Genomic DNA, 19,069 nt, shown 5'->3' with positions numbered 1-19,069 from the left:
CCCGCACTCTCCCCCGGATGAGTGCGGGGCGCCGCCGTCCCCCGCCGACCGGCATCTGGTCCAAGAACCTACGGCCGTACGGCCACCAGATCGTCCCTCGTCAGGTTGAACTCCCGCCAGTACAGCGGCAGTAGACCCAAAGGCCCCTGCAACTGCCGCAGTACCGCCACGGGTTGACGTCCACGGGGCCGCGACGGGGCTACCCTGCGACGATGCGGATCCGCCCCCAATTCGCCGATGCGCTCATCGCCGTGGCCCTGACCGGGGCCTCCGCGGTGCTCGGCCAGGAGTCCGGGAGCCAGGGCTGGGATCCGCTGGACGCCTGGGGGTATCTGCTGGTCGCGTCGGCCGGGCTGCCGCTCGCGTTCCGCGTCCGGGCGCCGCTGGCCGTACTGCTGTGGACGCACCTCGTCTTCGTCGTGTACGTGGCGAGCGGGTACTGGCCGGTCGTGACCACCTTCGGCCCGATGCTCTCGCTGTACACGGTGGCGTCCCTGTGCGCCCTGCGTACGGCTGTGGCCTGCGGCGTCGTCATGGTGGGGGCCTGGATCTACGCCGGGGTGGCGGCGAGCCCGCGCGGGTCCATGGCGTCCGTCGTCACCCAGGCCCTCGTCTTCGCCCTCGTCCTGATCCGCTTCGGGGCGATCGCCCGCCGCTCCAGTGAGCTCACCCGCCAGCTCCGGCGCGAACAGGCCGAGCGGGCCCGGCGGGAGGTGGCCGCCGAACGCGGCCGGATAGCGAGGGAGCTGCACGACGTGGTCGCCCACCACATGTCGGTGATCTCCGTGCAGGCCGGGCTCGCCGGATTCGTCTTCGACTCCGATCCGCCCACCGCGCGGGCCGCGCTCGCCACCATCTCCGGGGCCAGCGCCGAGGCCCTGGACGAGCTGCGCCGGATGCTCCAGGTGCTGCGCGAGGCCGAGGACGGGGCGCCCGCCGCCCCCATGCCGGGCCTGGACCGGATCGGCGAGCTCGCCGACCGCATCCGGGCCGCCGGCACTCCCGTCACCGTCCGCACCCTGGGCACCCCGCGCCCGCTGGCCCCCGGCGTCGAACTGTGCGCCTACCGCGTGGTGCAGGAGGCGCTCACCAACGTACTCAAGCATGCCGGAAAAACCCGGGCAGAGGTCCAACTCCGCTACGAACAGCATGAGTTGACTGTTTCGGTCATCAATGAGGGCAAGGGTGCCGAGCGGGAGGGGGTGATTTCGGACAGAGTGCGTACGGGTGGTGGACACGGCTTGATTGGCATGCGAGAGCGGGCCAAGCTCTACGGCGGGTCGATCAGCGTCGGCCCGCGGAGCGAAGGCGGGTTCGCCGTGACCCTGACCCTGCCGACCTCCGCAGGGGCGGTTCAGGGGGAAGAAGACGCATCGGGATGATCAGGGTGCTCGTCGTCGACGACCAGTTCCTCATCCGGGCCGGACTGGTCGGACTGCTGAGGGCCGCGCCCGGGATCGAGGTGGTGGGGGAGGCGGGCGACGGCGCCGAAGCGGTCCGCCAGGCCGCCGCGACGCGCCCCGACGTGATCCTCATGGACATCCGGATGCCCGGCACGAGCGGCATCGAGGCCACCCGGCGCATCCTCGCCGAGGCCCCCGATCCCGCGCCGCGCATCCTCATCCTGACCACCTTCGACCTCGACGAGTACGTCTACCAGGCGCTGCGCGCCGGCGCCGCCGGCTTCCTGCTCAAGGACTCCGGGCCCGAGCGGCTGCTCGCGGCGGTCGCCGCGGTCGGCGGCGGCGACGGCCTCTTCGCGCCCAGCGTCACCCGCCGCCTGGTCGAGGCCTTCGCCTCCCGCACCGGACGGCCCGGCGACGAACCGCCGCCCGAGATCGGCGCGCTGACCGCCCGCGAGACGGAGGTGCTGCGCCTGACCGCGCACGGCATGTCGAACCTGGAGATCGCCGACCAGCTGTTCATCAGCGAAGCCACCGTCAAGACCCACCTCAACCGCACCATGAGCAAACTCGACCTGGACAGCAGGGCCCAGGCGGTGGTGGTGGCGTACGAGACCGGCCTGGTCACCCCGGGCGGCGCCCGCTCCTGAGAGCCTGTGTCTAAACCCCGCCCGGGTCCGCGGTCCGGACACCGGCTCCGAACGTCCCCACCCGCCCCGAGTCACCTCCTTCGTCCCGGTGCGCACCACTGCGGGAACTGACATCCTGGGCCCGTGCATCCCTGGGGGTAGTGACGAAAATTTGGGGGAGCGATGCCTCGCTGGAAGGCGCTGCCGGAGGAACTCGACCCACAGGTGCGGGAGTTCGCGAGCCAGCTGCGCAGGCTGGTGGACCGCAGCGGGCTCAGCGTCGCGGCGATAGCCGACCGGACCGGGTACAGCAGGACGTCCTGGGAGCGGTATCTCGGCGGCCGCCTCCTCGCCCCCAAGGCGGCCGTCCTCGCACTCGCCGAGGTGACCGGCACCAACCCCGTCCACCTGACCACCATGTGGGAGCTGGCCGAGCGGGCCTGGAGCCGCTCCGAGCAGCGGCACGACCGCACCATCGAGGCAGGCCGGGTGGCCCAGGCGCGGGCCGCGCTCGGCGAGTTCGGGCCGGCCGAGGCTCCGGGCGGGGTGCGCGCCCAGTCGCCCAGCGCGGGGCTCACCGACCGGCGGCCGAAACAGGCGAAGCAGTGGGCGCCCAAGCCGCCCGCGGGGCCGGGGCACAACCGGCGCCGGATCATCATGTTCCTGGCCGGGGTCGTCGGCGCGCTCCTCGTCATCACCTCCGCCGTGCTCCTCACCGACCTCGGCAAGAGCGACGACAAACCGCAGGCCAAGCCCACCCCGAGCCACTCCGCCCCGGCGCCCGTGCTGCCCGCCGGGGTCAAGTGCGTCGCAGCCTCCTGCACCGGCCAGGACCCCGAAGCGATGGGCTGCACCGACAAGTTGGTCCAGACGGTGGGCAGCGCCAGGGTCGGCGTCTCGGTCGTCGAGGTGCGCTACAGCAAGACGTGCGGCGCCGCCTGGGCCAGGCTCAAGCAGGTCGCCCCGGGGGACCGGCTGCAGATCAGCGCGGGTGGCACGGCGGGGGACGCGGTGGTGGCGGACGCGTACCGCGACACGTACACCAAGATGCTCGCCGTCGACGGCCCGGCGGCCGCGAAGGCGTGCGCCACGCTGAAGAGCGGGAAGAGCGGCTGCGCCGCCGGAAAGGCCGCCGCGGGGCTCACGGGCAAGTCGGGATCGGCCGTTACCGGTCAATGATCGATCAGCGTGAGGCGTCCCACAGGTGTACGGGGGTGTGGGACGCCCAGGGTCGGATAGCCTGACCGCTGGACATCTCTTCACGTCAAGATTCAGACGGTCGCACGTCAGGTTTCCGGCGTACGGGGTGCCCGGAAACGAGGGGCAACCCCCCACCACCCGCTGTTTCTAACGGAGATCGCCATGACCCGCACTCCCGTGAATGTCACCGTCACCGGCGCGGCCGGCCAGATCGGCTACGCGCTGCTCTTCCGCATCGCCTCCGGTCACCTGCTCGGCCCGGACGTGCCGGTCAACCTGCGCCTCCTGGAGATCACCCCGGCCCTGAAGGCCGCCGAGGGCACCGCCATGGAGCTCGACGACTGCGCCTTCCCGCTGCTGCGCGACATCACCATCACGGACGACGCCAACGTCGCCTTCGACGGCGCCAACGTGGCCCTGCTCGTCGGCGCCCGCCCGCGCACCAAGGGCATGGAGCGCGGCGACCTGCTGTCCGCCAACGGCGGCATCTTCAAGCCGCAGGGCAAGGCCATCAACGACAACGCCGCGGACGACATCAAGGTCCTCGTCGTCGGCAACCCGGCCAACACCAACGCGCTCATCGCGCAGGCCTCGGCCCCGGACGTACCGGCCGAGCGCTTCACCGCGATGACCCGTCTGGACCACAACCGGGCGATTTCCCAGCTGGCGAAGAAGACCGGCTCCACGGTCTCCGACATCAAGCGCCTGACCATCTGGGGCAACCACTCGGCGACCCAGTACCCCGACATCTTCCACGCGGAGATCGCGGGCAAGAACGCCGCCGAGGTCGTGGGCGACGAGAAGTGGCTGGCCGACGAGTTCATCCCGACCGTCGCCAAGCGCGGCGCGGCGATCATCGAGGCCCGTGGCGCGTCCTCGGCCGCCTCGGCCGCCAACGCCGCCATCGACCACGTCCACACCTGGGTCAACGGCACCGCCGAGGGCGACTGGACCTCGATGGGCATCCCGTCGGACGGCTCCTACGGCGTCCCCGAGGGCCTCATCTCCTCCTTCCCCGTCACCGTCAAGGACGGCGTGTACTCGATCGTCCAGGGCCTGGACATCAACGAGTTCTCCCGCAAGCGCATCGACGCCTCCGTCAAGGAGCTCGCCGAGGAGCGCGACGCGGTCCGCGAGCTCGGCCTCATCTGAGCCCAGCGGCAAGCCCGTTGACACGGGCCGGCCCATCGACGAAGCCCCGGCAGCCACTGCCGGGGCTTCGCCCGTTCCCGGCTACTGCCGCACGGCGTCCCTCGTCAGCTGTACGGCGGACAGCAGGCTGAGCCCCGGCTGGGCCTCGCGGAGCGCCTTGATGGCGTGCACCGACTCGTCGTCCGGGCCCGTGTAGCCGACCGAGGCCCGCTGCTCGCGCACCCAGCGGGCGCGCAGCTCGCGGTCCGGTACGGCCGCCGCCCGCTCGGCCATCTCGATGGCCGCCTCCAGACCCGGCCGCTCCGCCTCTCCGGCACCCTCCAGCGCCTCCCTCAGTGACCGGACGATGTCGTCCGCGTCGCGCAGCACCAGCACCGAAAGCTCCTTGCGGCCAAACATGCACTCTCCCCGATTGTTGTGTCTGTGCTCACCAATGTAGTACTTCTTATACATGAGCGAGCAGGTGCACAACAGGTTGGCGATGGTGCGTGCCGAGCGCAAGGTGTCGCGACAGAGCCTGGCCGAGGCGGTGGGCGCGCACTACCAGACCATCGGCTACATCGAGCGGGGGCAGTACAACCCGAGCCTCGACCTGGCGTTGAAGATCGCGCAGTACTTCGGGCTTCCGGTGGAGGCGCTGTTCTCCCTCGAACCGTTCCGCCCGCTCACCGACGAGGCCTACGGGAGGAACCAGTGATGAACGGCCAGCTGACGCGCTACGACCGGCGCATGCAGGAGATCATGAACCGGCGCGAGGCGGCGCCGCTGTACGCGACGGCCGGGCGCAGGCGGGTTCTGGTCGCGGTCCACATCGCCCTGACGGCCGCGTTCGTGGCGGCCTTCCTGGGCACCGTGATCGACAACTCGATAGTCGCGGTGTGCCTGCTGGTCGCGCTGCTGCTGCCGTGGTGCGTGGCCACCGGCGCCATCAACGCCTCGACGCGCGGCCTGCTCGAACTGCGCCGCCGGGCCCTGGACGAGCGCCAGCGCGCCGAGCGCAGCGAGGTCCTTGCCCGCGCCCACCGCATCACCACCGCCCTGCTGCTCGCCGCCGTCGTGGCCGTCGGCGGGTACGGGATGGCGGGCGGCGCCCTGGGTGGAACGACGGTCTTCCGGGTGCTGCTCGGCGTCCTCGTCACGCACTGGCTGATGCCGATGTGGGTGGCGGGCCTGCGCGCCCAGGACGAGCCGGACGACGAGTAGCCAGTACGCGGATGTGAGGGTGCCCCCGGCCGACGAACGGCCGGTACGCACATGAGGGTGCCCCCGGCCGCACAAGGCCGGGGGCACCCTCATCCGCGTACGGCGACTACAGCTCGCGCACCTGGCGGGCGATGTCGCGCAGCGCGTGTGTCGCGCGGATCTGCAGGCCGGGGCCGAACGTGATGCGGCCCGCGCCCAGTTCGCCGAGGCGGCGCGGCCCCGGGGCGTCCGGCAGGACCGCCATGTTGACCGGCACCGGCACGGCCTTGGCGATCTCCGGGAGGTGCTCGGCCGGCGCGGCGAACGGGTAGACGCCGTCCGCGCCCGCCGCCACGTACGCCCGGGCGCGCGCGATCGTCGCGTCCAGCTCGGGCAGCCCGCGGATGTACGTGTCGACGCGGGCGTTGACGAACAGCCGGTCGCCCGCCTCCGCCCGCACCTCGGCCAGCCAGTCGGCGTGCCGGGCCGGGTCCTTGAGGGCGCCCTCGGCGGAGTCCTCCAGGTTGCAGCCGACCGCGCCCGTCTCCAGGAGCCGGGCCACCAGCTCCTTGGGGGCGAGGCCGTAGCCGCCCTCGATGTCCGCCGAGACGGGGATCGACACGGACCGCACGATCCGGGTCACGGCGGCGAACATCTCGTCCGCCGGGGTGGATCCGTCCTCGTACCCCAGCGACGCCGCCACCCCCGCGCTCGGCGTGGCCAGGGCCGGGAAGCCGGCTTCCTCGAAGACCCGGGCGCTGGCCGCGTCCCAGGGTCCCGGCAGGATCAGCGGATCGCCGGAGGCTCGGCCCTGGTGCAGGGCGCGGAACGTGGCGGCCGGGTTCAGCTGTGCCATTCGGTCTCTCCGGGTGCCGTGCGGCGGGTCACCATCAGCCGGTTCCAGCTGTTGATGACGGTGATCGCCGCGATGAGATGGGCGAGTTGGGTCTCGGTGAAGTGCTGGGCGGCCTTCTCGTACACCTCGTCGGGTACGAAGCCTTCGGCCAGGACGGTGACCGCCTCGGTCAGGGCGAGGGCCGCACGCTCCTGTCGGGTGAACAGGTCGCCGGCCTCCTCCCACGCGGCGAGAAGGCCGAGCCGCTCCTCGGCCTCGCCGCCCTTGCGGGCGGCCGCGAGATGCATGTCCAGGCAGAACGCGCAGTGGTTGAGCTGCGACGCACGGATCATCACCAGCTCGGCCAGGACCGGGTCGCCGAGCCCCCGCTTGGCGGCCGCTCCGAGCCCGGCGAGGCTCAGGTAGACGTCCTCGGGGACCTGGAACTCCCGTGCGCCGGTGCTCACTTGTACATTCCGGGCGTGTAGTGGCCGGCCGCGCCGCGCGTGGTCACGCCGAAGCGGTTCCAGGCGTTGATCATGGCGATGGTCGAGATGAGCTGCGCCAGCTCCGTCTCCTCGAACTGCTCGGCCGCCTTCTCGTACACCTCGTCCGGTACGAACCCGTCGGTGAGGACCGTGACCGCCTCGGTCAGCTCGATCGCCGCGAGCTCCTTCTCGGTGTAGAAGTGCGCCGACTCCTCCCAGGCGCTGAGCTGCACGATCCGCTCCACCGACTCGCCCGCCGCGAGGGCGTCCTTGGTGTGCATGTCCAGACAGAGGGCGCAGTGGTTGAGCTGCGAGGCGCGGATCTTCACCAGCTCGGCGATCACCGGGTCGAGCCCCCGCTCGGCTGCCGCGGACAGCTTGATCATGGCCTTGTAGACCTCGGGCGCTGCCTTGGCCCACTGGAGGCGCGGGGCCCGCTCGGGTGCGTACGTCTTGGTCTCGTTCGTGGTCATGGAACGAAGGTACGGCGCGTGTGGCACCCGGGTATGGTCCATTCCCATGGTGAAATCCTGGGCCACTTCTCCGGAAACCCTTGGTGTCGATCTGCACATCGACGTGGGCGGCGCGGGCCTGCGCTCGGGCCTCACGGACGCGCTGCGCGAAGCCGTACGCAGTGGACGGCTCAGCCCCGGCACCCGGCTGCCGTCCTCGCGCTCGCTCGCCGCGGACCTCGGGATCGCCCGCAACACCGTCGCCGACGCGTACGCCGAACTCGTCGCCGAGGGCTGGCTCACCGCACGCCAGGGCTCCGGCACGACGGTGGCCCAGCGCGCCACGGCCCGCCCGGACCGCGGCCACACCCGCCGCCTCCCGGCCCGCCGCAAACCCACGTACAACCTGATGGCGGGCTCGCCCGACCTCGCCTCCTTCCCGCGCGCCGAGTGGCTCAAGGCTGCCCGCCGGGCGCTCACCGACGCCCCGCACGAGGCGTTCGGCTTCGGCGATCCGCGCGGCCGGGTCGAGCTGCGCACGGTCCTGGCGGACTATCTGGCCCGGGCGCGCGGGGTGTACGCGTCGCCGGACCGCATCGTGGTCTGCTCCGGGTTCCTGCACGGCCTGATGCTGACGGCCAAGGTGCTGCGGGCCCGCCGGGTGCGGGAGATGGCGGTCGAGTCGTACGGCCTCGACTTCCACTGGAAGGTGCTGAACGACGCCGGGCTGCGCACCCCGCCGCTGCCCCTCGATCAACTGGGCACCCGCACCGAGGAGTTGGGGGCGATGAAGGGGGTGGGAGCGGTGCTGATGACGGCCGCGCACCAGTTCCCGATCGGGGTGCCGCTCCAGCCGGACCGGCGCGCGGCCGCCGTCGACTGGGCGCGCGGCACCGGCGGGCTGATCGTGGAGGACGACTACGACGGGGAGTTCCGCTACGACCGCAAGGCGGTCGGCGCGCTCCAGGGCCTCGACCCCGAGCACGTCGTCTACATCGGCACCGCGAGCAAGTCCCTGGCGCCCGGGCTTCGCCTCGGCTGGATGGTGCTGCCCGAGCACCTCGCCGGCGAGGTCGCGCAGGCGAAGGGCGGGGACTGGTCGTGCGGCGCGCTCGACCAGCTGACCCTCGCCGAGTTCATCCGCTCCGGCGCGTACGACCGCCATGTGCGCGGCATGCGGCTGCGCTACCGGCGCCGCCGCGACCAGTTGGTGACCGCCCTCGCCGAGCGGGCCCCCGAGGTGCGGGTCAGCGGCATCGCGGCCGGGCTGCACGCCCTGGTCGAACTCCCGCCCGGCACCGAGCGCTCCATCATCCAGGCCGCCACCTGGCAGGGCCTGGCCCTGGAAGGCCTCTCCCGCTTCCGCCATCCCGAACTCGCCCCGGACCGGGACGCGTTGGTGGTGGGGTACGGGACGCCGCCGGACTCGGCGTGGACGGGGGCGCTGGACGCGCTGTGCCGGGCGTTGCCCTAGCGGGCGTCCAGGGCGGCCCGGCAGTGCCGGAGGCCCAGGGCCGCCCAGCCGGCTTCAGCGGTCCCGGGCGTCCTGGGCGTCCTGGAGCGCGGGCTCCGCCTCGGGTTCCGGGGCCTCGCCGAAGCGGGCCAGGGCGAGCGCGCCGGCCACCGCCACCGCGAAGCCGGTGACCGTCAGCCAGCCGAGTCCGTCCCGGGTGCGGTCGCCCAGCCAGGCCACACCGACCAGGGCCGGGCCGATGGTCTCGCCGATGACCATGCCCGCCGTCGCCGTGGTCACCGAACCGCGCGACAGGGCCGAGGTGAGCAGCAGGAACGCGGCGCCCCCGCCGAGCAGCAGGGCGTACAGCGCGGGATTCGTCAGGTCGAAGGGGTCGTCGATGAGGCGGACCGCGACCTCGACCACGCCGAATCCGCAGCCCGCGCCGAGCCCGAGGACCAGCGCCCGGGCGCGGTCCGGCAGCCGTCCCCCGACCGCGCCCGCGGCGAGGACCGCGGCGGCCACCCCGAGCAGCCACCAGTGCAGGGAGGCCGGGCCCGCTTCCTTCCCCTCGGCGCCGGACGACAGGCCGAGCATGGCGAGCCCCGCGCAGACCACCCCGACCGCCGCCCACTCCGTACCGGAAAGCCGGACCTTGAGGACGCGGGCCGCGACCACGGCCGTCACCGCGAGCGAGGCGGCGAGCGCCGCGCCGACCGCGTAGATCGGCACCGACCGCAGGGCGAGGATCTGGAAGACGAAGCCGAGACCGTCGAGCGCAAGACCCGCGACATAGCGCCACTGGCGTACGGCGCGAAGGAGCAGCGCCGCGTCGACACCGGAACCGGCGCCCGTCCCCGTACTCGGCTCGGCGGCGCGCGTCGCGGCGGCCTGGAGGACGGTGGCCGTACCGAAGCAGACCGCGGACGCGAGGGCGCAGATCATCCCGAAGAACACAGGGGGACTGTAGTCGCAGGCCCGGCGGCCGGGGAAAGCCCGGGGGCGGGCCCGCGGTGGCCGGGAACTAGTGTGTGGCCGAAACGCGTCCCACAGCGAAGTCAGTACGTGAAACGGGGGAGGTCCGGCGATGCGAAGGTTCAGGTCCGCGACGGTGGTGCTCGGCGGGATGGGAGTGCTGGCCGCGACGCTCACCGCGTGCGGCGACGAGCCGGACCGGCGCTGCGTCAACCCGGTCACGTACAAGGAACTGCCGAAGTACGAGTGCAAGAGCGGCGGCACCGGTCAGTACTACTACGGCGGGTCCAGCCGCAGCGGCAAGGTCTCCGGCGGCTCCTTCGACAAGTCCGGCGTCTCGCGCGGCGGGTTCGGCGGCCACGGCGGATCCGGCGGCGGCTGAAGGATCGGGACGTAGGACACACATGGAACGCCATCGCATAGAACCGCGCCCCGACTGGCAGCGGACCGTCGAGGAACAGGGCCTGATCTACCCGCTGACCCGCTACCCCGACGACTCCCTGCGTCCGTACTGGGACGAGAGCGCCTACTACTCCTTCACGCTGCCGGAGGTCGAGGCGCTGGAGGAGACCGTCGAGGAACTGCACGGAATGTGCCTGGCCGCGGCGGCGCACATCGTCGAGAAGGGCCGCTTCGCGGACCTGGGCATCATGGACGGCCGCCTGGCCGACCTGGTCGCCGAGTCGTGGCGCCGACGGGCCGAACTCCCTTCCCTCTACGGCCGGTTCGACCTGCGGTACGACGGGACCGGACCCGCCAAAATGCTGGAGTACAACGCGGACACCCCGACCTCGCTCGTCGAGGCGGCGAGCGCGCAGTGGTTCTGGATGGAGGACCGCTTCCCCGGCGCGGACCAGTGGAACTCGCTGCACGAGCGCCTCGTCGAGGCATGGAAGCGGCAGGCCCCGCTGCTGCCGCCCGGGCCCGTGCACTTCGCGCACTCCGACACGGACGAGCTGGGCGAGGACCTCATGACGGTCGCCTATCTGCGCGAGACGGCCGAGCAGGCGGGCCTCGACACGGAGGCGCTGTCGGTCGAGTCCATCGGCTGGGACCGGCTCACCGGCCGCTTCGTCGACGACCGCCTCCGGTTCATCCGGGCCTGCTTCAAGCTGTACCCGTGGGAGTGGCTCGCCTCGGACACGTTCGGGCCGCAGGTCCTGGACACCCTCGACAACGGGGGCGGTACGGGCACCACGTGCTGGATCGAGCCGGCATGGAAGATGCTGCTCTCCAACAAGGCGCTGCTCGCGGTGCTGTGGGAGCTGTACCCGGGGCACCCGAACCTGCTCCCGGCGTACCTGGACGGGCCCCGGGAACTGGCCTCCGGACGGGGGTACGTGGCGAAGCCCCTGCTCGGCCGGGAGGGCGCGGGCGTCACCCTGCACCCCCCGGGCGCCGCCCCGGCCGCCCCCGAAGAGCCCTGCTGCTACCAGGAGTTGGCCCCGCTGCCGGACTTCTCGGGCAACCGGGTGGTGCTGGGGGCATGGGTGGTGGAGGACGAGTCGGCGGGCCTGGGCATCCGGGAGTCGGCGGGGCTGGTCACGGACGAGTACGCGAGGTTCGTGCCGCACGTAATTCTGTGAGGGGGATGCCCACCCGCCCGTTGTCCGGGGTGGCACCCCGGCCATGCGCCCCCTCCGCAACCCCATGCTCCTCCAGCGTGCCTCAGAAGAACCCGTGGGGACGGTGTGAACAGGGCGGCATGCGCGGCGGGGCGTCGCTACCATGTCCACCCTGGCTGCGCCCGAACGCCCCTTTCATTTAAGGAAGTTGAAGGGGTGCGGCGTACGCCGATCGTTCTCCGGGGAGCAGGACATGACGCAGGCTCAGGTGCCGCAGCAGGCGCAGGCCACGGGGCCCGGCGGCCTCCCGCCGGTACATCCCTCGCTCAGCGAGGCGACCCGCCTGATGGCCGCGGGCGCCTACCTCGACGAGGAGTACCGCGACGCCGTCATCGACGAGCTGTACGTCCACGAGGAGCGGGTGACCGCGCCCTCCCTCGGCTTCGACGCGGCCCGCGTGCTCGCACACGCCCTGCGCGCCCGCAACCTGGAGATCGCCTGGGCGCTCGGCATCCTGGTGGTCTGGGCGCTGAGCGTGGTCGTCACCCGCAACGCCTTCCTCATCGTCGTGGGCCCCTGCCTGCAGCTCGGCATCGCCCGCCTCATCCGCGGCACGGCCCGGCCCGCACCCTGGTACCGCACCGTCCCCGCGTTCGTGCTGCGCTGGTGGGCCCGGGCCATGCTCGTCGTGTTCGCCGTCTCGGTCCTTGTGTCGCTGTTCGGCGGGTACGACTCGTCCTCGCACAACTACTCCTCGAATTACGGGAGTTACGGGGAGAACGGCTACTACGGAACCGGAAGCGGGGGTGGAATCGGAGCCCGTAGCGGCGGCGCGGACTCCGTGCCCTCCTTCGTCGCCGGACCTGCCCGCCTCGTCGGCGGCGGTGCTCTCGACCTCGCGAGCCAGGGGTTCAGCCCCGGCCTCGGCTGGGGGATGCTCGCCTGCGTCGCCGTGCTCGCGCTCTGCGTCGGACTGCAGCGCCTCCAGTTCGCCCGGATGATGGCGGGCGAGCTGTCGCCCGAAGGCTTCCAGGACTTCGCCGCCGACCCCGCGCAGAACAACGACAACGGGCGGCTCAAGCGGCTGGCCGCCATGATCCGCGTCGAGCAGCACGCCCCGCTCGCGGTCTACCGCGCGGACGCCCCCTTCCGCGGCGCGGGCGACCCCTTCGAACCCTGGTCGGTCACCATCCAGCTGCGCCCCCGCAAATCGCTCGGCGACCGCCGCCCGACCCGCGTGAGCAACGCCGAGATCCTGCGCATCGTCGAACCCCTCATCACCCAGCTCCGCATCCCCGCGCCGACGGTGGCCGCCGAGGCCCTCGCCGTACGCGACCGGCTGCGCCAGCTCGAAGTGACCGAGTACGTCTTCCTGCCGGTCGAAGGGCTCCCTTCGCGCGCCCACGCCCCCTACCATGAAGGCGACTTCGAGCAGCACCGGGCCGCCGCCCTGGAGGAGGGCGGCGAGGCGCGCAGGCACTTCCTGCGGATCCGGGTCGGCGGCTGGGAGGAACACCTCGTCACGACCGTGTTCGTACGCGTCCACACGCAGGGCGGCATGCTGGTCCTGGAAATCGCGCCGCACGTCCTGCCCCCGCTGCGCGAGGACTTCATCCGCGCCGACCGCACCGCCCACGACTTCGCCTGCCGCACCCCGCTGGGCAAGGCGGCCTGGGCCCTTGTGCGCACCCCGGGCTCCGCGTTCCGCTCGCTGCTCGTGGTGGGCCGCGCGATCGGCTCCACCTGGCACCGCCTCACCGGCGGATACGGCCGGGCGCTGCCCGACGGCCCCGCCCGCTCGGTGCGCGAACTGGCCGCGGCACCCGACACCTCCCTCTTCCAGGCGATGGACTACCGGCGTTACGTGAAGTCCATCGAGGACCGGGTGACCAGCGGGGTGCGCAGCGCGTTGTACGAAGCCGGGTACGACACCGGACAGTTCGAGCAGAAGATCGTCAATGTCGCCCAGGGCGGCGTCATGATCGAGAACTCCCGAGGGGCGATCAGCGTCGGCGACCACAACACCGTCAGGAACGAGGGCTGAGATGAGCACACCGGGTGACGACGACACGCGGCGGAACCAACGATCCGTACACATCAGCGGGGTGACCGGATCCGTCTCGGTCGGCGACCACAACAAGGTGTCCAGCGTCTACCGCGCGGGCGCCGCCGACGACGAGGCCCACCGCCAACTCCTGGACGCCATCGTCGAGTTCAGAGCCGGGCTCGGACAGCTCGTGCGCAACGACCAGACCCGCGCCCTGGACGCCGAACTCGCCGAGACCGAGGACGAGATCCGTACGGAAGGGCAGGCCACCCCGGGCCGCCTCGCCCGTCTCGGCGAGCTGCTCGCCGGTGCCACCACCCTCACCGGCCTGCTCGCCTCGGGCGAGACGCTGGTCCAGCGGGTCCGCGACCTGATCGGGGTGTGAGGCTCCGGTGAGCGGCGGCAAAGGCGAGGTTCGCTGGAACGCGGCGACCCAGAAGTGGGAGACGGTACGGGACGCCGCTTCCCCGGCGGCTCCACCGCCACGCCCCGCACCCCCGCCGGTCCCGCAGGCGCCGCCCCCGGTCCCCGGCCCCGCCATCACGTACGACCAAGCCCACCCGGGCCCGTACACGACGGTCGGCCCGCAGTCGGGACCCCCGGCGCCGCCCGAGACGCGCCCCGGCCGGCGCGTGCCCGTCGCCGTCGTCGTCGCGATGGCCTTCGTCGTCGCGGCCGGTGCGGGCGGCGGCTGGCTGCTCGCCCGCGGCGAGACGCACCACCCGAAGGCCGCGGCGAGCCCGTCCGCCTCCGGCGCGCCTTCTGGCACCCCGGACCGCACCGGCGACGGCAAGAGCAGCCCGTCCGCCCCGGTATCCGCCTCGCCCAGCGCCACCGTGCCCGCCGGGTTCCAACTCGCCCAGGATCCAAGGGGGTTCAGGCTGTACGTGCCGCAGGGCTGGACCCGCGAGGACCAGGGACCCAAGGGCGTCTTCTACAACTCCGCCGACCGCACCCGCCTCATCCAGGTGTACCTCGTCTCCGAGGCGGGCCTGAGCCCGTACGACGCGCTGAAGCAGACCTCCGGGGAGCTGGCGAAGAACCCCGGGTACCAGGAGATCAGCCTCGGCAACGACGCGACCGTGCCCGGGGTCGCCACGCAGGCCTCCCGGCTCGTCTACGCGTACGACAACCAGCAGCTCGGCCACCGGCGCCAGGTGGTGGACTACGCGTTCCTGACGCCCGGCGGCGAGCACTACGCCGTGCTGTCCGCGGGCCCCGCCACCGTGTGGCCCGAGCAGGAGCAGACCCTGAAGACCGCCCTCAGCGTCTTCTGCTCGGGCCCCAACTGCCCATCCTCGTAAGGGAGTTGCCTGCAAAGGGAGTTGCTGTAAGGGGGTCGGCTACCGCTCGGCCAGGATCGCGCGCAGCTGGTCGAGGCCCCAGTCCAGATCCTCCTTGCTGATGACCAGGGGCGGGGCGATCCGGATCGTCGAGCCGTGGGTGTCCTTGACCAGGACCCCGCGGTCCATCAGCCTCTCCGAGATCTCCCGGCCCGTCCCGTACGACGGATTGATGTCGACGCCCGCCCACAGCCCGCGCCCGCGGACCGCCTCGACCGCGCCCGTGCCGGCCAGCAGGCCCAGCTCGTGGTGCAGGTGATCGCCGAGCTCGGTGGCGCGCTGCTGGTACTCGCCGGTGCGCAGCATCGCGATGACCTCCAGTGCGACCGCGCAGGCCAGCGGGTTCCCGCCGAACGTCGAGCCGTGCTCGCCCGGCCGGAACACGCCGAGCACGTCCGACGACGCGGCGACCGCCGACACCGGCACCACGCCGCCGCCGAGCGCCTTGCCCAGGATGTACACGTCCGGCACCACGCCCTCGTGCTCGCACGCGAAGGTCCTGCCGGTGCGGCCGAGCCCGGACTGGATCTCGTCCGCCATGAACAGCACGTTCCGCTCGCGCGTCAACTCCCGTACGCCCGCCAGGTATCCGGGCGGCGGGACCAGCACGCCGGCCTCGCCCTGGATGGGTTCGAGCAGCACGGCCACGGTGTCGTCGGTGACCGCCGCCCGCATCGCGTCGAGATCGCCGTACGGCACGATCTCGAAGCCCGGCGTGTACGGGCCGTAGTCCGCGCGGGCCTCCGGGTCGGTGGAGAAGCTGACGATCGTGGTCGTACGGCCGTGGAAGTTGTCCCGGGCGACCACGATCCTCGCCTGCCCGTCCGGCACGCCCTTGACCTTGTAGCCCCACTTGCGGGCGGTCTTCACGGCGGTCTCCACCGCCTCCGCCCCGGTGTTCATGGGCAGCACCATGTCCTTGCCGCACAACTCGGCCAGCTCCGTACAGAATTGGGCGAAGCGGTCGTGGTGGAACGCCCTCGACGTCAGGGTCACGCGGTCCAGCTGGGCCTTCGCCGCGTCGATGAGACGCCGGTTGCCGTGGCCGAAGTTGAGCGCCGAGTAGCCGGCCAGCATGTCGAGATAGCGCCGCCCCTCGACGTCCGTCATCCAGGCGCCCTCGGCGGAGGCGACCACGACGGGCAGGGGATGGTAGTTGTGCGCACTGTGTGCCTCGGCGGAACGGATGGCGTCTTCGGTCGCTGCGTGGGTCGACACGGGTTCTCCGATCGTCATGCGGCATGGATGGGGCGTAGGTGGTGCCCTTTTCTATCGTCGCTCGGATGCCGGACGAAGAAACCTTGCCGTCGGAGGTGGCCGGTAGGGTGTTCGGTACGTACGGCGACTGGCGAGCGGGGAAGCGACCCCGGGGGAGCCGTGCGCGGCCTGCCGCACGAGGTGCCGCCCGCCTGGGCACCCCGGGAACCTGTCAACGGACCCCGGAGGACGCCATGAGCCTTCCCCTTTCCCACCCCGCCCTGCTCGCCACCGACCCGGAGCTGGCCGCGCTCGTCGCCGCCGAGGAACGGCTCCAGTCGGACACCCTGCGCCTGATCCCCAGCGAGAACTACGTCTCGACGGCGGTCCTGGAGGCCTCCGGGACGGTGCTGCAGAACAAGTACAGCGAGGGTTACGCGGGCCGCCGCTACTACGAGGGCCAGCAGAACATCGACAAGGTCGAGACGCTGGCCGTCGACCGCGCCAAGGCCCTGTTCGGCGTCGAGCACGCCAACGTCCAGCCGTACTCGGGCTCGCCCGCCAACCTCGCCGTGTACCTGGCGTTCGCCGAGCCCGGCGACACCGTGATGGGCATGGCCCTGCCGATGGGCGGCCACCTCACGCACGGCTGGGGCGTCTCGGCGACCGGCAAGTGGTTCCGGGGCGTGCAGTACGGGGTGCGCGCCGACACCGGCCTGATCGACTTCGACGAGGTACGCGACATCGCCCTCAAGGAGCGCCCGAAGCTGATCTTCTGCGGCGGTACGGCGCTGCCCCGCACGATCGACTTCGCCGCGTTCGCGGAGATCGCGCGGGAGGCGGGCGCGGTGCTCGTCGCGGACGTCGCGCACATCGCGGGCCTGATCGCGGGCGGCGCCCACCCGTCCCCGGCGCCGTACGCGGACGTCATCTCCACCACCACGCACAAGACCCTGCGGGGTCCGCGGGGCGCGATGCTGATGTCCCGGGAATCGCACGCGAAGGCCATCGACAAGGCGGTCTTCCCCGGGCTCCAGGGCGGCCCGCACAACCAGACCACCGCGGCGATCGCCGTCGCGCTGCACGAGGCGGCCCAGCCGGCGTTCTGCGCGTACGCCCACCAGGTGGTGGCCAACGCGCGGGCGCTCGCGGAGGCCCTCCTCGCCCGGGGCTTCGACCTCGTGTCCGGCGGCACGGACAACCACCTGATCCTGATGGATCTGACACCGAAGGACGTGCCGGGAAAGGTGGCGGCGAAGGCCCTCGACCGGGCAGGTCTGGTGGTCAACTACAACACGGTCCCGTACGACCCCCGCAAGCCCTTCGACCCGTCCGGCATCCGCATCGGCACGCCTTCGCTGACGTCGCGGGGTCTGGACGTCTCGCACATGCCGCTGGTGGCGGAGTGGATCGACCGGGGTGTGACGGCGGGGCGGGCCGGGGACGAGGTGGCGCTGTCCGCGATCCGGGGGGAGGTGGCGGAGCTGCTGGCCGCCTACCCGGCCCCGGGCCTGCCCTTGGATTGAGCCCCACCCCGCCCCTGCCCCAGACCCACCGGGGGGTGTGGGTGTGCGGAGCGGGACTCCCGGGGCTCCGCCCCAGACCCCGTTCGCGCCTGAAGGGCGCTCGTCCTCAAACGCCGGACAGGCTGGGTATGCCTGTAAGGGCGGCATACAAAAGTCCGGCCGGGCTGAAGGTGCAGTGCTGGCCAGCATCGACGCTGCCAGGGGCGCGGGGCTGTGACATTGTGCGGCTCCGCCGCGTGGGAGCGAGCAACCACCGCGCTGCCAGGGGCGCGGGGAACTGCGCGACCAGCCACGCACGGTCCGCGGTCGACGGAAGCCCCACCCAGCCCCTCCGGCGTTTGAGGAGCGGGGTCCGGGGCGGAGCCCCGGGGGTTCAGGTGGTTCAACCCCCGTCACGGGCGCGTGGGTGGGCCGGCGCCCCGGGGGGTCGGGGGCGGAGCCCCCGCGGTGCTGGGCCACCTGTGGGGCCGCTCACAAGCGCGGGGTTTCCGGGACGGCGCGCGTACCTGAGAGAATGCTGAGCATGGCCTCGACTAGTCCCCGCGTGCTCTCCGGAATCCAGCCCACCGCAGGCTCGTTCCACCTCGGCAACTACCTCGGCGCGGTCCGCCAGTGGGTGGCGCTGCAGGAGTCCCACGACGCGTTCTACATGGTCGTGGACCTCCACGCGATCACCGTCCCGCAGGACCCCGCCGAGCTGCGCGCCAACACCCGGCTCGCCGCGGCCCAGCTGCTCGCCGCCGGTCTCGACCCCGAGCGCTGCACGCTGTTCGTCCAGAGCCACGTGCCCGAGCACGCCCAGCTCGCCTGGATCATGAACTGTCTGGCGGGCTTCGGCGAGGCCAGCCGGATGACCCAGTTCAAGGACAAGTCGGCCAAGCACGGCGCGGGCAACGCGACCGTCGGCCTCTTCACGTACCCGATCCTCCAGGTCGCCGACATCCTGCTCTACCAGGCCAACGAGGTCCCGGTCGGCGAGGACCAGCGCCAGCACGTCGAGCTGACCCGCGACCTCGCCGAGCGCTTCAACGGCCGCTTCGGGGACACCTTCACCGTCCCGGCGCCGTACATCCTCAAGGAGACGGCGAAGATCTACGACCTCCAGGACCCGTCGATCAAGATGAGCAAGTCGGCGTCGACGCCGAAGGGCCTCATCAACCTCCTCGACGACCCGAAGACGACGGCCAAGAAGGTGAAGAGCGCGGTCACCGACACCGACACGGTGATCAAGTACGACGCCGAGAACAAGCCCGGCGTCTCGAACCTGCTCAGCATCTACTCCACCCTGACCGGCAAGACCATCGCCGAGCTCGAAGCCGAGTACGAGGGCAAGATGTACGGCGCGCTCAAGACGGACCTCGCCGAGGTGATGGTGGAATTCGTCACGCCGTTCCGCACGCGTACGCAGCAGTACCTGGACGACCCCGAGACGCTGGACTCGCTGCTCGCCAAGGGCGCCGAGAAGGCCCGCGCGGTCGCCGCCGAGACGCTGGCGACGGCGTACGACAAGGTCGGCCTGCTGCCCGCCAAGCACTGAGTCCGACGTCCTGGCCGGAGCCCGACCAAGGGCTCTGGTCAGCCGCGGGCAATCCCGTCACACTCACACTGCACAGCACACCACC

General features: G+C 72.0%; 20 protein-coding genes and 1 riboswitch. Of the genes, 14 read left to right on the top strand and 6 right to left on the bottom strand.

Translation table 11 applies throughout. The features are described from left to right. The first annotated feature begins 212 nt into the window (after positions 1-212). From ACWC2B_RS16080 to ACWC2B_RS16065, 4 genes are all read left to right on the top strand, one after another. Positions 213-1,382 (top strand): sensor histidine kinase, encoded by a 1,170-nt coding sequence (locus tag ACWC2B_RS16080; RefSeq protein WP_450717075.1) that lies wholly within the window; start codon positions 213-215, stop codon positions 1,380-1,382. Further along, complete coding sequence (locus ACWC2B_RS16075) at positions 1,379-2,053, top strand: response regulator (protein ID WP_450717074.1); 675 nt, start codon at positions 1,379-1,381, stop codon at positions 2,051-2,053. Before ACWC2B_RS16080 ends, ACWC2B_RS16075 begins: the two co-directional genes overlap by 4 nt. Positions 2,054-2,215: 162 nt before the next feature. After that, complete coding sequence (locus ACWC2B_RS16070) at positions 2,216-3,211, top strand: DUF2690 domain-containing protein (protein ID WP_450717073.1); 996 nt, start codon at positions 2,216-2,218, stop codon at positions 3,209-3,211. 183 nt (positions 3,212-3,394) lie between these two features. Further along, positions 3,395-4,384 carry a malate dehydrogenase gene (locus ACWC2B_RS16065; protein WP_450717072.1) on the top strand — a complete coding sequence of 330 codons (990 nt, stop codon included), beginning with the start codon at positions 3,395-3,397 and terminating at the stop codon, positions 4,382-4,384. Positions 4,385-4,465: 81 nt separating this feature from the next. Here the strand turns inward: ACWC2B_RS16065 and ACWC2B_RS16060 are convergent, their stop codons facing one another. After that, complete coding sequence (locus ACWC2B_RS16060; protein WP_450717071.1) at positions 4,466-4,783, bottom strand: hypothetical protein; 318 nt, start codon at positions 4,781-4,783, stop codon at positions 4,466-4,468. 52 nt (positions 4,784-4,835) lie between these two features. On the opposite strand from ACWC2B_RS16060, the gene ACWC2B_RS16055 reads away from it, so the two are divergent. After that, a complete protein-coding gene (locus tag ACWC2B_RS16055) occupies positions 4,836-5,081 on the top strand; it encodes a helix-turn-helix transcriptional regulator (RefSeq protein ID WP_344375383.1) in 246 nt (81 codons plus the stop codon). Continuing rightward, positions 5,081-5,587, top strand: coding sequence for a hypothetical protein (locus ACWC2B_RS16050; RefSeq protein WP_450717070.1), 507 nt, complete (start codon positions 5,081-5,083; stop codon positions 5,585-5,587). Before ACWC2B_RS16055 ends, ACWC2B_RS16050 begins: the two co-directional genes overlap by 1 nt. Positions 5,588-5,693: 106 nt before the next feature. On the opposite strand, the gene ACWC2B_RS16045 is transcribed toward ACWC2B_RS16050, so the two are convergent. From ACWC2B_RS16045 to ACWC2B_RS16035, 3 genes are read right to left on the bottom strand one after another with little or no spacing between them, the layout of a single operon-like run. Beyond that, complete coding sequence (locus ACWC2B_RS16045) at positions 5,694-6,422, bottom strand: isocitrate lyase/PEP mutase family protein (protein ID WP_450717069.1); 729 nt, start codon at positions 6,420-6,422, stop codon at positions 5,694-5,696. Beyond that, positions 6,410-6,868: a carboxymuconolactone decarboxylase family protein gene (locus ACWC2B_RS16040; RefSeq protein ID WP_450717068.1), complete on the bottom strand. Its 459-nt coding sequence runs from the start codon at positions 6,866-6,868 to the stop codon at positions 6,410-6,412. The genes ACWC2B_RS16045 and ACWC2B_RS16040 overlap by 13 nt, the downstream gene beginning before the upstream one ends. After that, positions 6,865-7,362 carry a carboxymuconolactone decarboxylase family protein gene (locus ACWC2B_RS16035; protein ID WP_450717067.1) on the bottom strand — a complete coding sequence of 166 codons (498 nt, stop codon included), beginning with the start codon at positions 7,360-7,362 and terminating at the stop codon, positions 6,865-6,867. The genes ACWC2B_RS16040 and ACWC2B_RS16035 overlap by 4 nt, the downstream gene beginning before the upstream one ends. A 46-nt stretch (positions 7,363-7,408) precedes the next feature. Between ACWC2B_RS16035 and pdxR the strand changes: the two genes are divergently transcribed. Then, entirely contained in the window at positions 7,409-8,815 is a 1,407-nt protein-coding gene (pdxR, locus tag ACWC2B_RS16030) for a MocR-like pyridoxine biosynthesis transcription factor PdxR (RefSeq protein ID WP_450717066.1), read from the top strand. 54 nt (positions 8,816-8,869) lie between these two features. Here pdxR and ACWC2B_RS16025 read toward each other — a convergent pair whose 3' ends face one another. After that, positions 8,870-9,739 carry a hypothetical protein gene (locus ACWC2B_RS16025; protein ID WP_450717206.1) on the bottom strand — a complete coding sequence of 290 codons (870 nt, stop codon included), beginning with the start codon at positions 9,737-9,739 and terminating at the stop codon, positions 8,870-8,872. A 142-nt stretch (positions 9,740-9,881) separates the two neighbouring features. Between ACWC2B_RS16025 and ACWC2B_RS16020 the strand changes: the two genes are divergently transcribed. The 5 genes from ACWC2B_RS16020 (at position 9,882) to ACWC2B_RS16000 (ending at position 14,685) form a co-directional block, all read left to right on the top strand. Beyond that, positions 9,882-10,151: a hypothetical protein gene (locus ACWC2B_RS16020; protein ID WP_450717065.1), complete on the top strand. Its 270-nt coding sequence runs from the start codon at positions 9,882-9,884 to the stop codon at positions 10,149-10,151. A 22-nt stretch (positions 10,152-10,173) separates the two neighbouring features. Beyond that, a complete protein-coding gene (locus ACWC2B_RS16015) occupies positions 10,174-11,355 on the top strand; it encodes a glutathionylspermidine synthase family protein (protein ID WP_450717064.1) in 1,182 nt (393 codons plus the stop codon). A gap of 232 nt (positions 11,356-11,587) precedes the next feature. Further along, entirely contained in the window at positions 11,588-13,378 is a 1,791-nt protein-coding gene (locus ACWC2B_RS16010) for a hypothetical protein (RefSeq protein WP_450717063.1), read from the top strand. Position 13,379: 1 nt separating this feature from the next. Continuing rightward, the gene (locus ACWC2B_RS16005) at positions 13,380-13,766 is read left to right on the top strand and encodes a hypothetical protein (RefSeq protein WP_450717062.1); all 387 of its coding nucleotides are present in this window, start codon (positions 13,380-13,382) and stop codon (positions 13,764-13,766) included. A gap of 7 nt (positions 13,767-13,773) precedes the next feature. Continuing rightward, complete coding sequence (locus ACWC2B_RS16000) at positions 13,774-14,685, top strand: hypothetical protein (RefSeq protein ID WP_450717061.1); 912 nt, start codon at positions 13,774-13,776, stop codon at positions 14,683-14,685. Between the two features lie 39 nt (positions 14,686-14,724). Here the strand turns inward: ACWC2B_RS16000 and rocD are convergent, their stop codons facing one another. Next, entirely contained in the window at positions 14,725-15,960 is a 1,236-nt protein-coding gene (gene rocD, locus ACWC2B_RS15995) for an ornithine--oxo-acid transaminase (protein ID WP_450717060.1), read from the bottom strand. 95 nt (positions 15,961-16,055) lie between these two features. Then, positions 16,056-16,146, top strand: a riboswitch (ZMP/ZTP riboswitch). A 29-nt stretch (positions 16,147-16,175) separates the two neighbouring features. On the opposite strand from rocD, the gene ACWC2B_RS15990 reads away from it, so the two are divergent. After that, positions 16,176-17,447: a serine hydroxymethyltransferase gene (locus tag ACWC2B_RS15990; protein ID WP_450717059.1), complete on the top strand. Its 1,272-nt coding sequence runs from the start codon at positions 16,176-16,178 to the stop codon at positions 17,445-17,447. A gap of 523 nt (positions 17,448-17,970) precedes the next feature. After that, complete coding sequence (trpS, locus tag ACWC2B_RS15985) at positions 17,971-18,984, top strand: tryptophan--tRNA ligase (protein WP_450717058.1); 1,014 nt, start codon at positions 17,971-17,973, stop codon at positions 18,982-18,984. Positions 18,985-19,069 lie beyond the last annotated feature (85 nt).

Source organism: Streptomyces sp. NPDC001415, from assembly GCF_053597395.1.
The sequence above is the reverse complement of the archived record's forward strand: the minus strand, read 5'-3'. Positions and strand labels throughout refer to the sequence as shown.

Excerpts from the sequence above, each read along its gene's own strand:
- ACWC2B_RS16080 (WP_450717075.1), top strand. The coding sequence starts at position 213 with ATGCGGATCCGCCCCCAATTCGCCGATGCGCTCATCGCCGTGGCCCTG.
- ACWC2B_RS16075 (WP_450717074.1), top strand. The coding sequence starts at position 1,379 with ATGATCAGGGTGCTCGTCGTCGACGACCAGTTCCTCATCCGGGCCGGA.
- ACWC2B_RS16070 (WP_450717073.1), top strand. The coding sequence starts at position 2,216 with ATGCCTCGCTGGAAGGCGCTGCCGGAGGAACTCGACCCACAGGTGCGG.
- ACWC2B_RS16065 (WP_450717072.1), top strand. The coding sequence starts at position 3,395 with ATGACCCGCACTCCCGTGAATGTCACCGTCACCGGCGCGGCCGGCCAG.
- ACWC2B_RS16060 (WP_450717071.1), bottom strand. The coding sequence starts at position 4,783 with ATGTTTGGCCGCAAGGAGCTTTCGGTGCTGGTGCTGCGCGACGCGGAC.
- ACWC2B_RS16055 (WP_344375383.1), top strand. The coding sequence starts at position 4,836 with ATGAGCGAGCAGGTGCACAACAGGTTGGCGATGGTGCGTGCCGAGCGC.
- ACWC2B_RS16050 (WP_450717070.1), top strand. The coding sequence starts at position 5,081 with ATGAACGGCCAGCTGACGCGCTACGACCGGCGCATGCAGGAGATCATG.
- ACWC2B_RS16045 (WP_450717069.1), bottom strand. The coding sequence starts at position 6,422 with ATGGCACAGCTGAACCCGGCCGCCACGTTCCGCGCCCTGCACCAGGGC.
- ACWC2B_RS16035 (WP_450717067.1), bottom strand. The coding sequence starts at position 7,362 with ATGACCACGAACGAGACCAAGACGTACGCACCCGAGCGGGCCCCGCGC.
- pdxR (WP_450717066.1), top strand. The coding sequence starts at position 7,409 with ATGGTGAAATCCTGGGCCACTTCTCCGGAAACCCTTGGTGTCGATCTG.
- ACWC2B_RS16025 (WP_450717206.1), bottom strand. The coding sequence starts at position 9,739 with ATGATCTGCGCCCTCGCGTCCGCGGTCTGCTTCGGTACGGCCACCGTC.
- ACWC2B_RS16020 (WP_450717065.1), top strand. The coding sequence starts at position 9,882 with ATGCGAAGGTTCAGGTCCGCGACGGTGGTGCTCGGCGGGATGGGAGTG.
- ACWC2B_RS16015 (WP_450717064.1), top strand. The coding sequence starts at position 10,174 with ATGGAACGCCATCGCATAGAACCGCGCCCCGACTGGCAGCGGACCGTC.
- ACWC2B_RS16010 (WP_450717063.1), top strand. The coding sequence starts at position 11,588 with ATGACGCAGGCTCAGGTGCCGCAGCAGGCGCAGGCCACGGGGCCCGGC.
- ACWC2B_RS16005 (WP_450717062.1), top strand. The coding sequence starts at position 13,380 with ATGAGCACACCGGGTGACGACGACACGCGGCGGAACCAACGATCCGTA.
- rocD (WP_450717060.1), bottom strand. The coding sequence starts at position 15,960 with ATGACGATCGGAGAACCCGTGTCGACCCACGCAGCGACCGAAGACGCC.
- ACWC2B_RS15990 (WP_450717059.1), top strand. The coding sequence starts at position 16,176 with ATGAGCCTTCCCCTTTCCCACCCCGCCCTGCTCGCCACCGACCCGGAG.
- trpS (WP_450717058.1), top strand. The coding sequence starts at position 17,971 with ATGGCCTCGACTAGTCCCCGCGTGCTCTCCGGAATCCAGCCCACCGCA.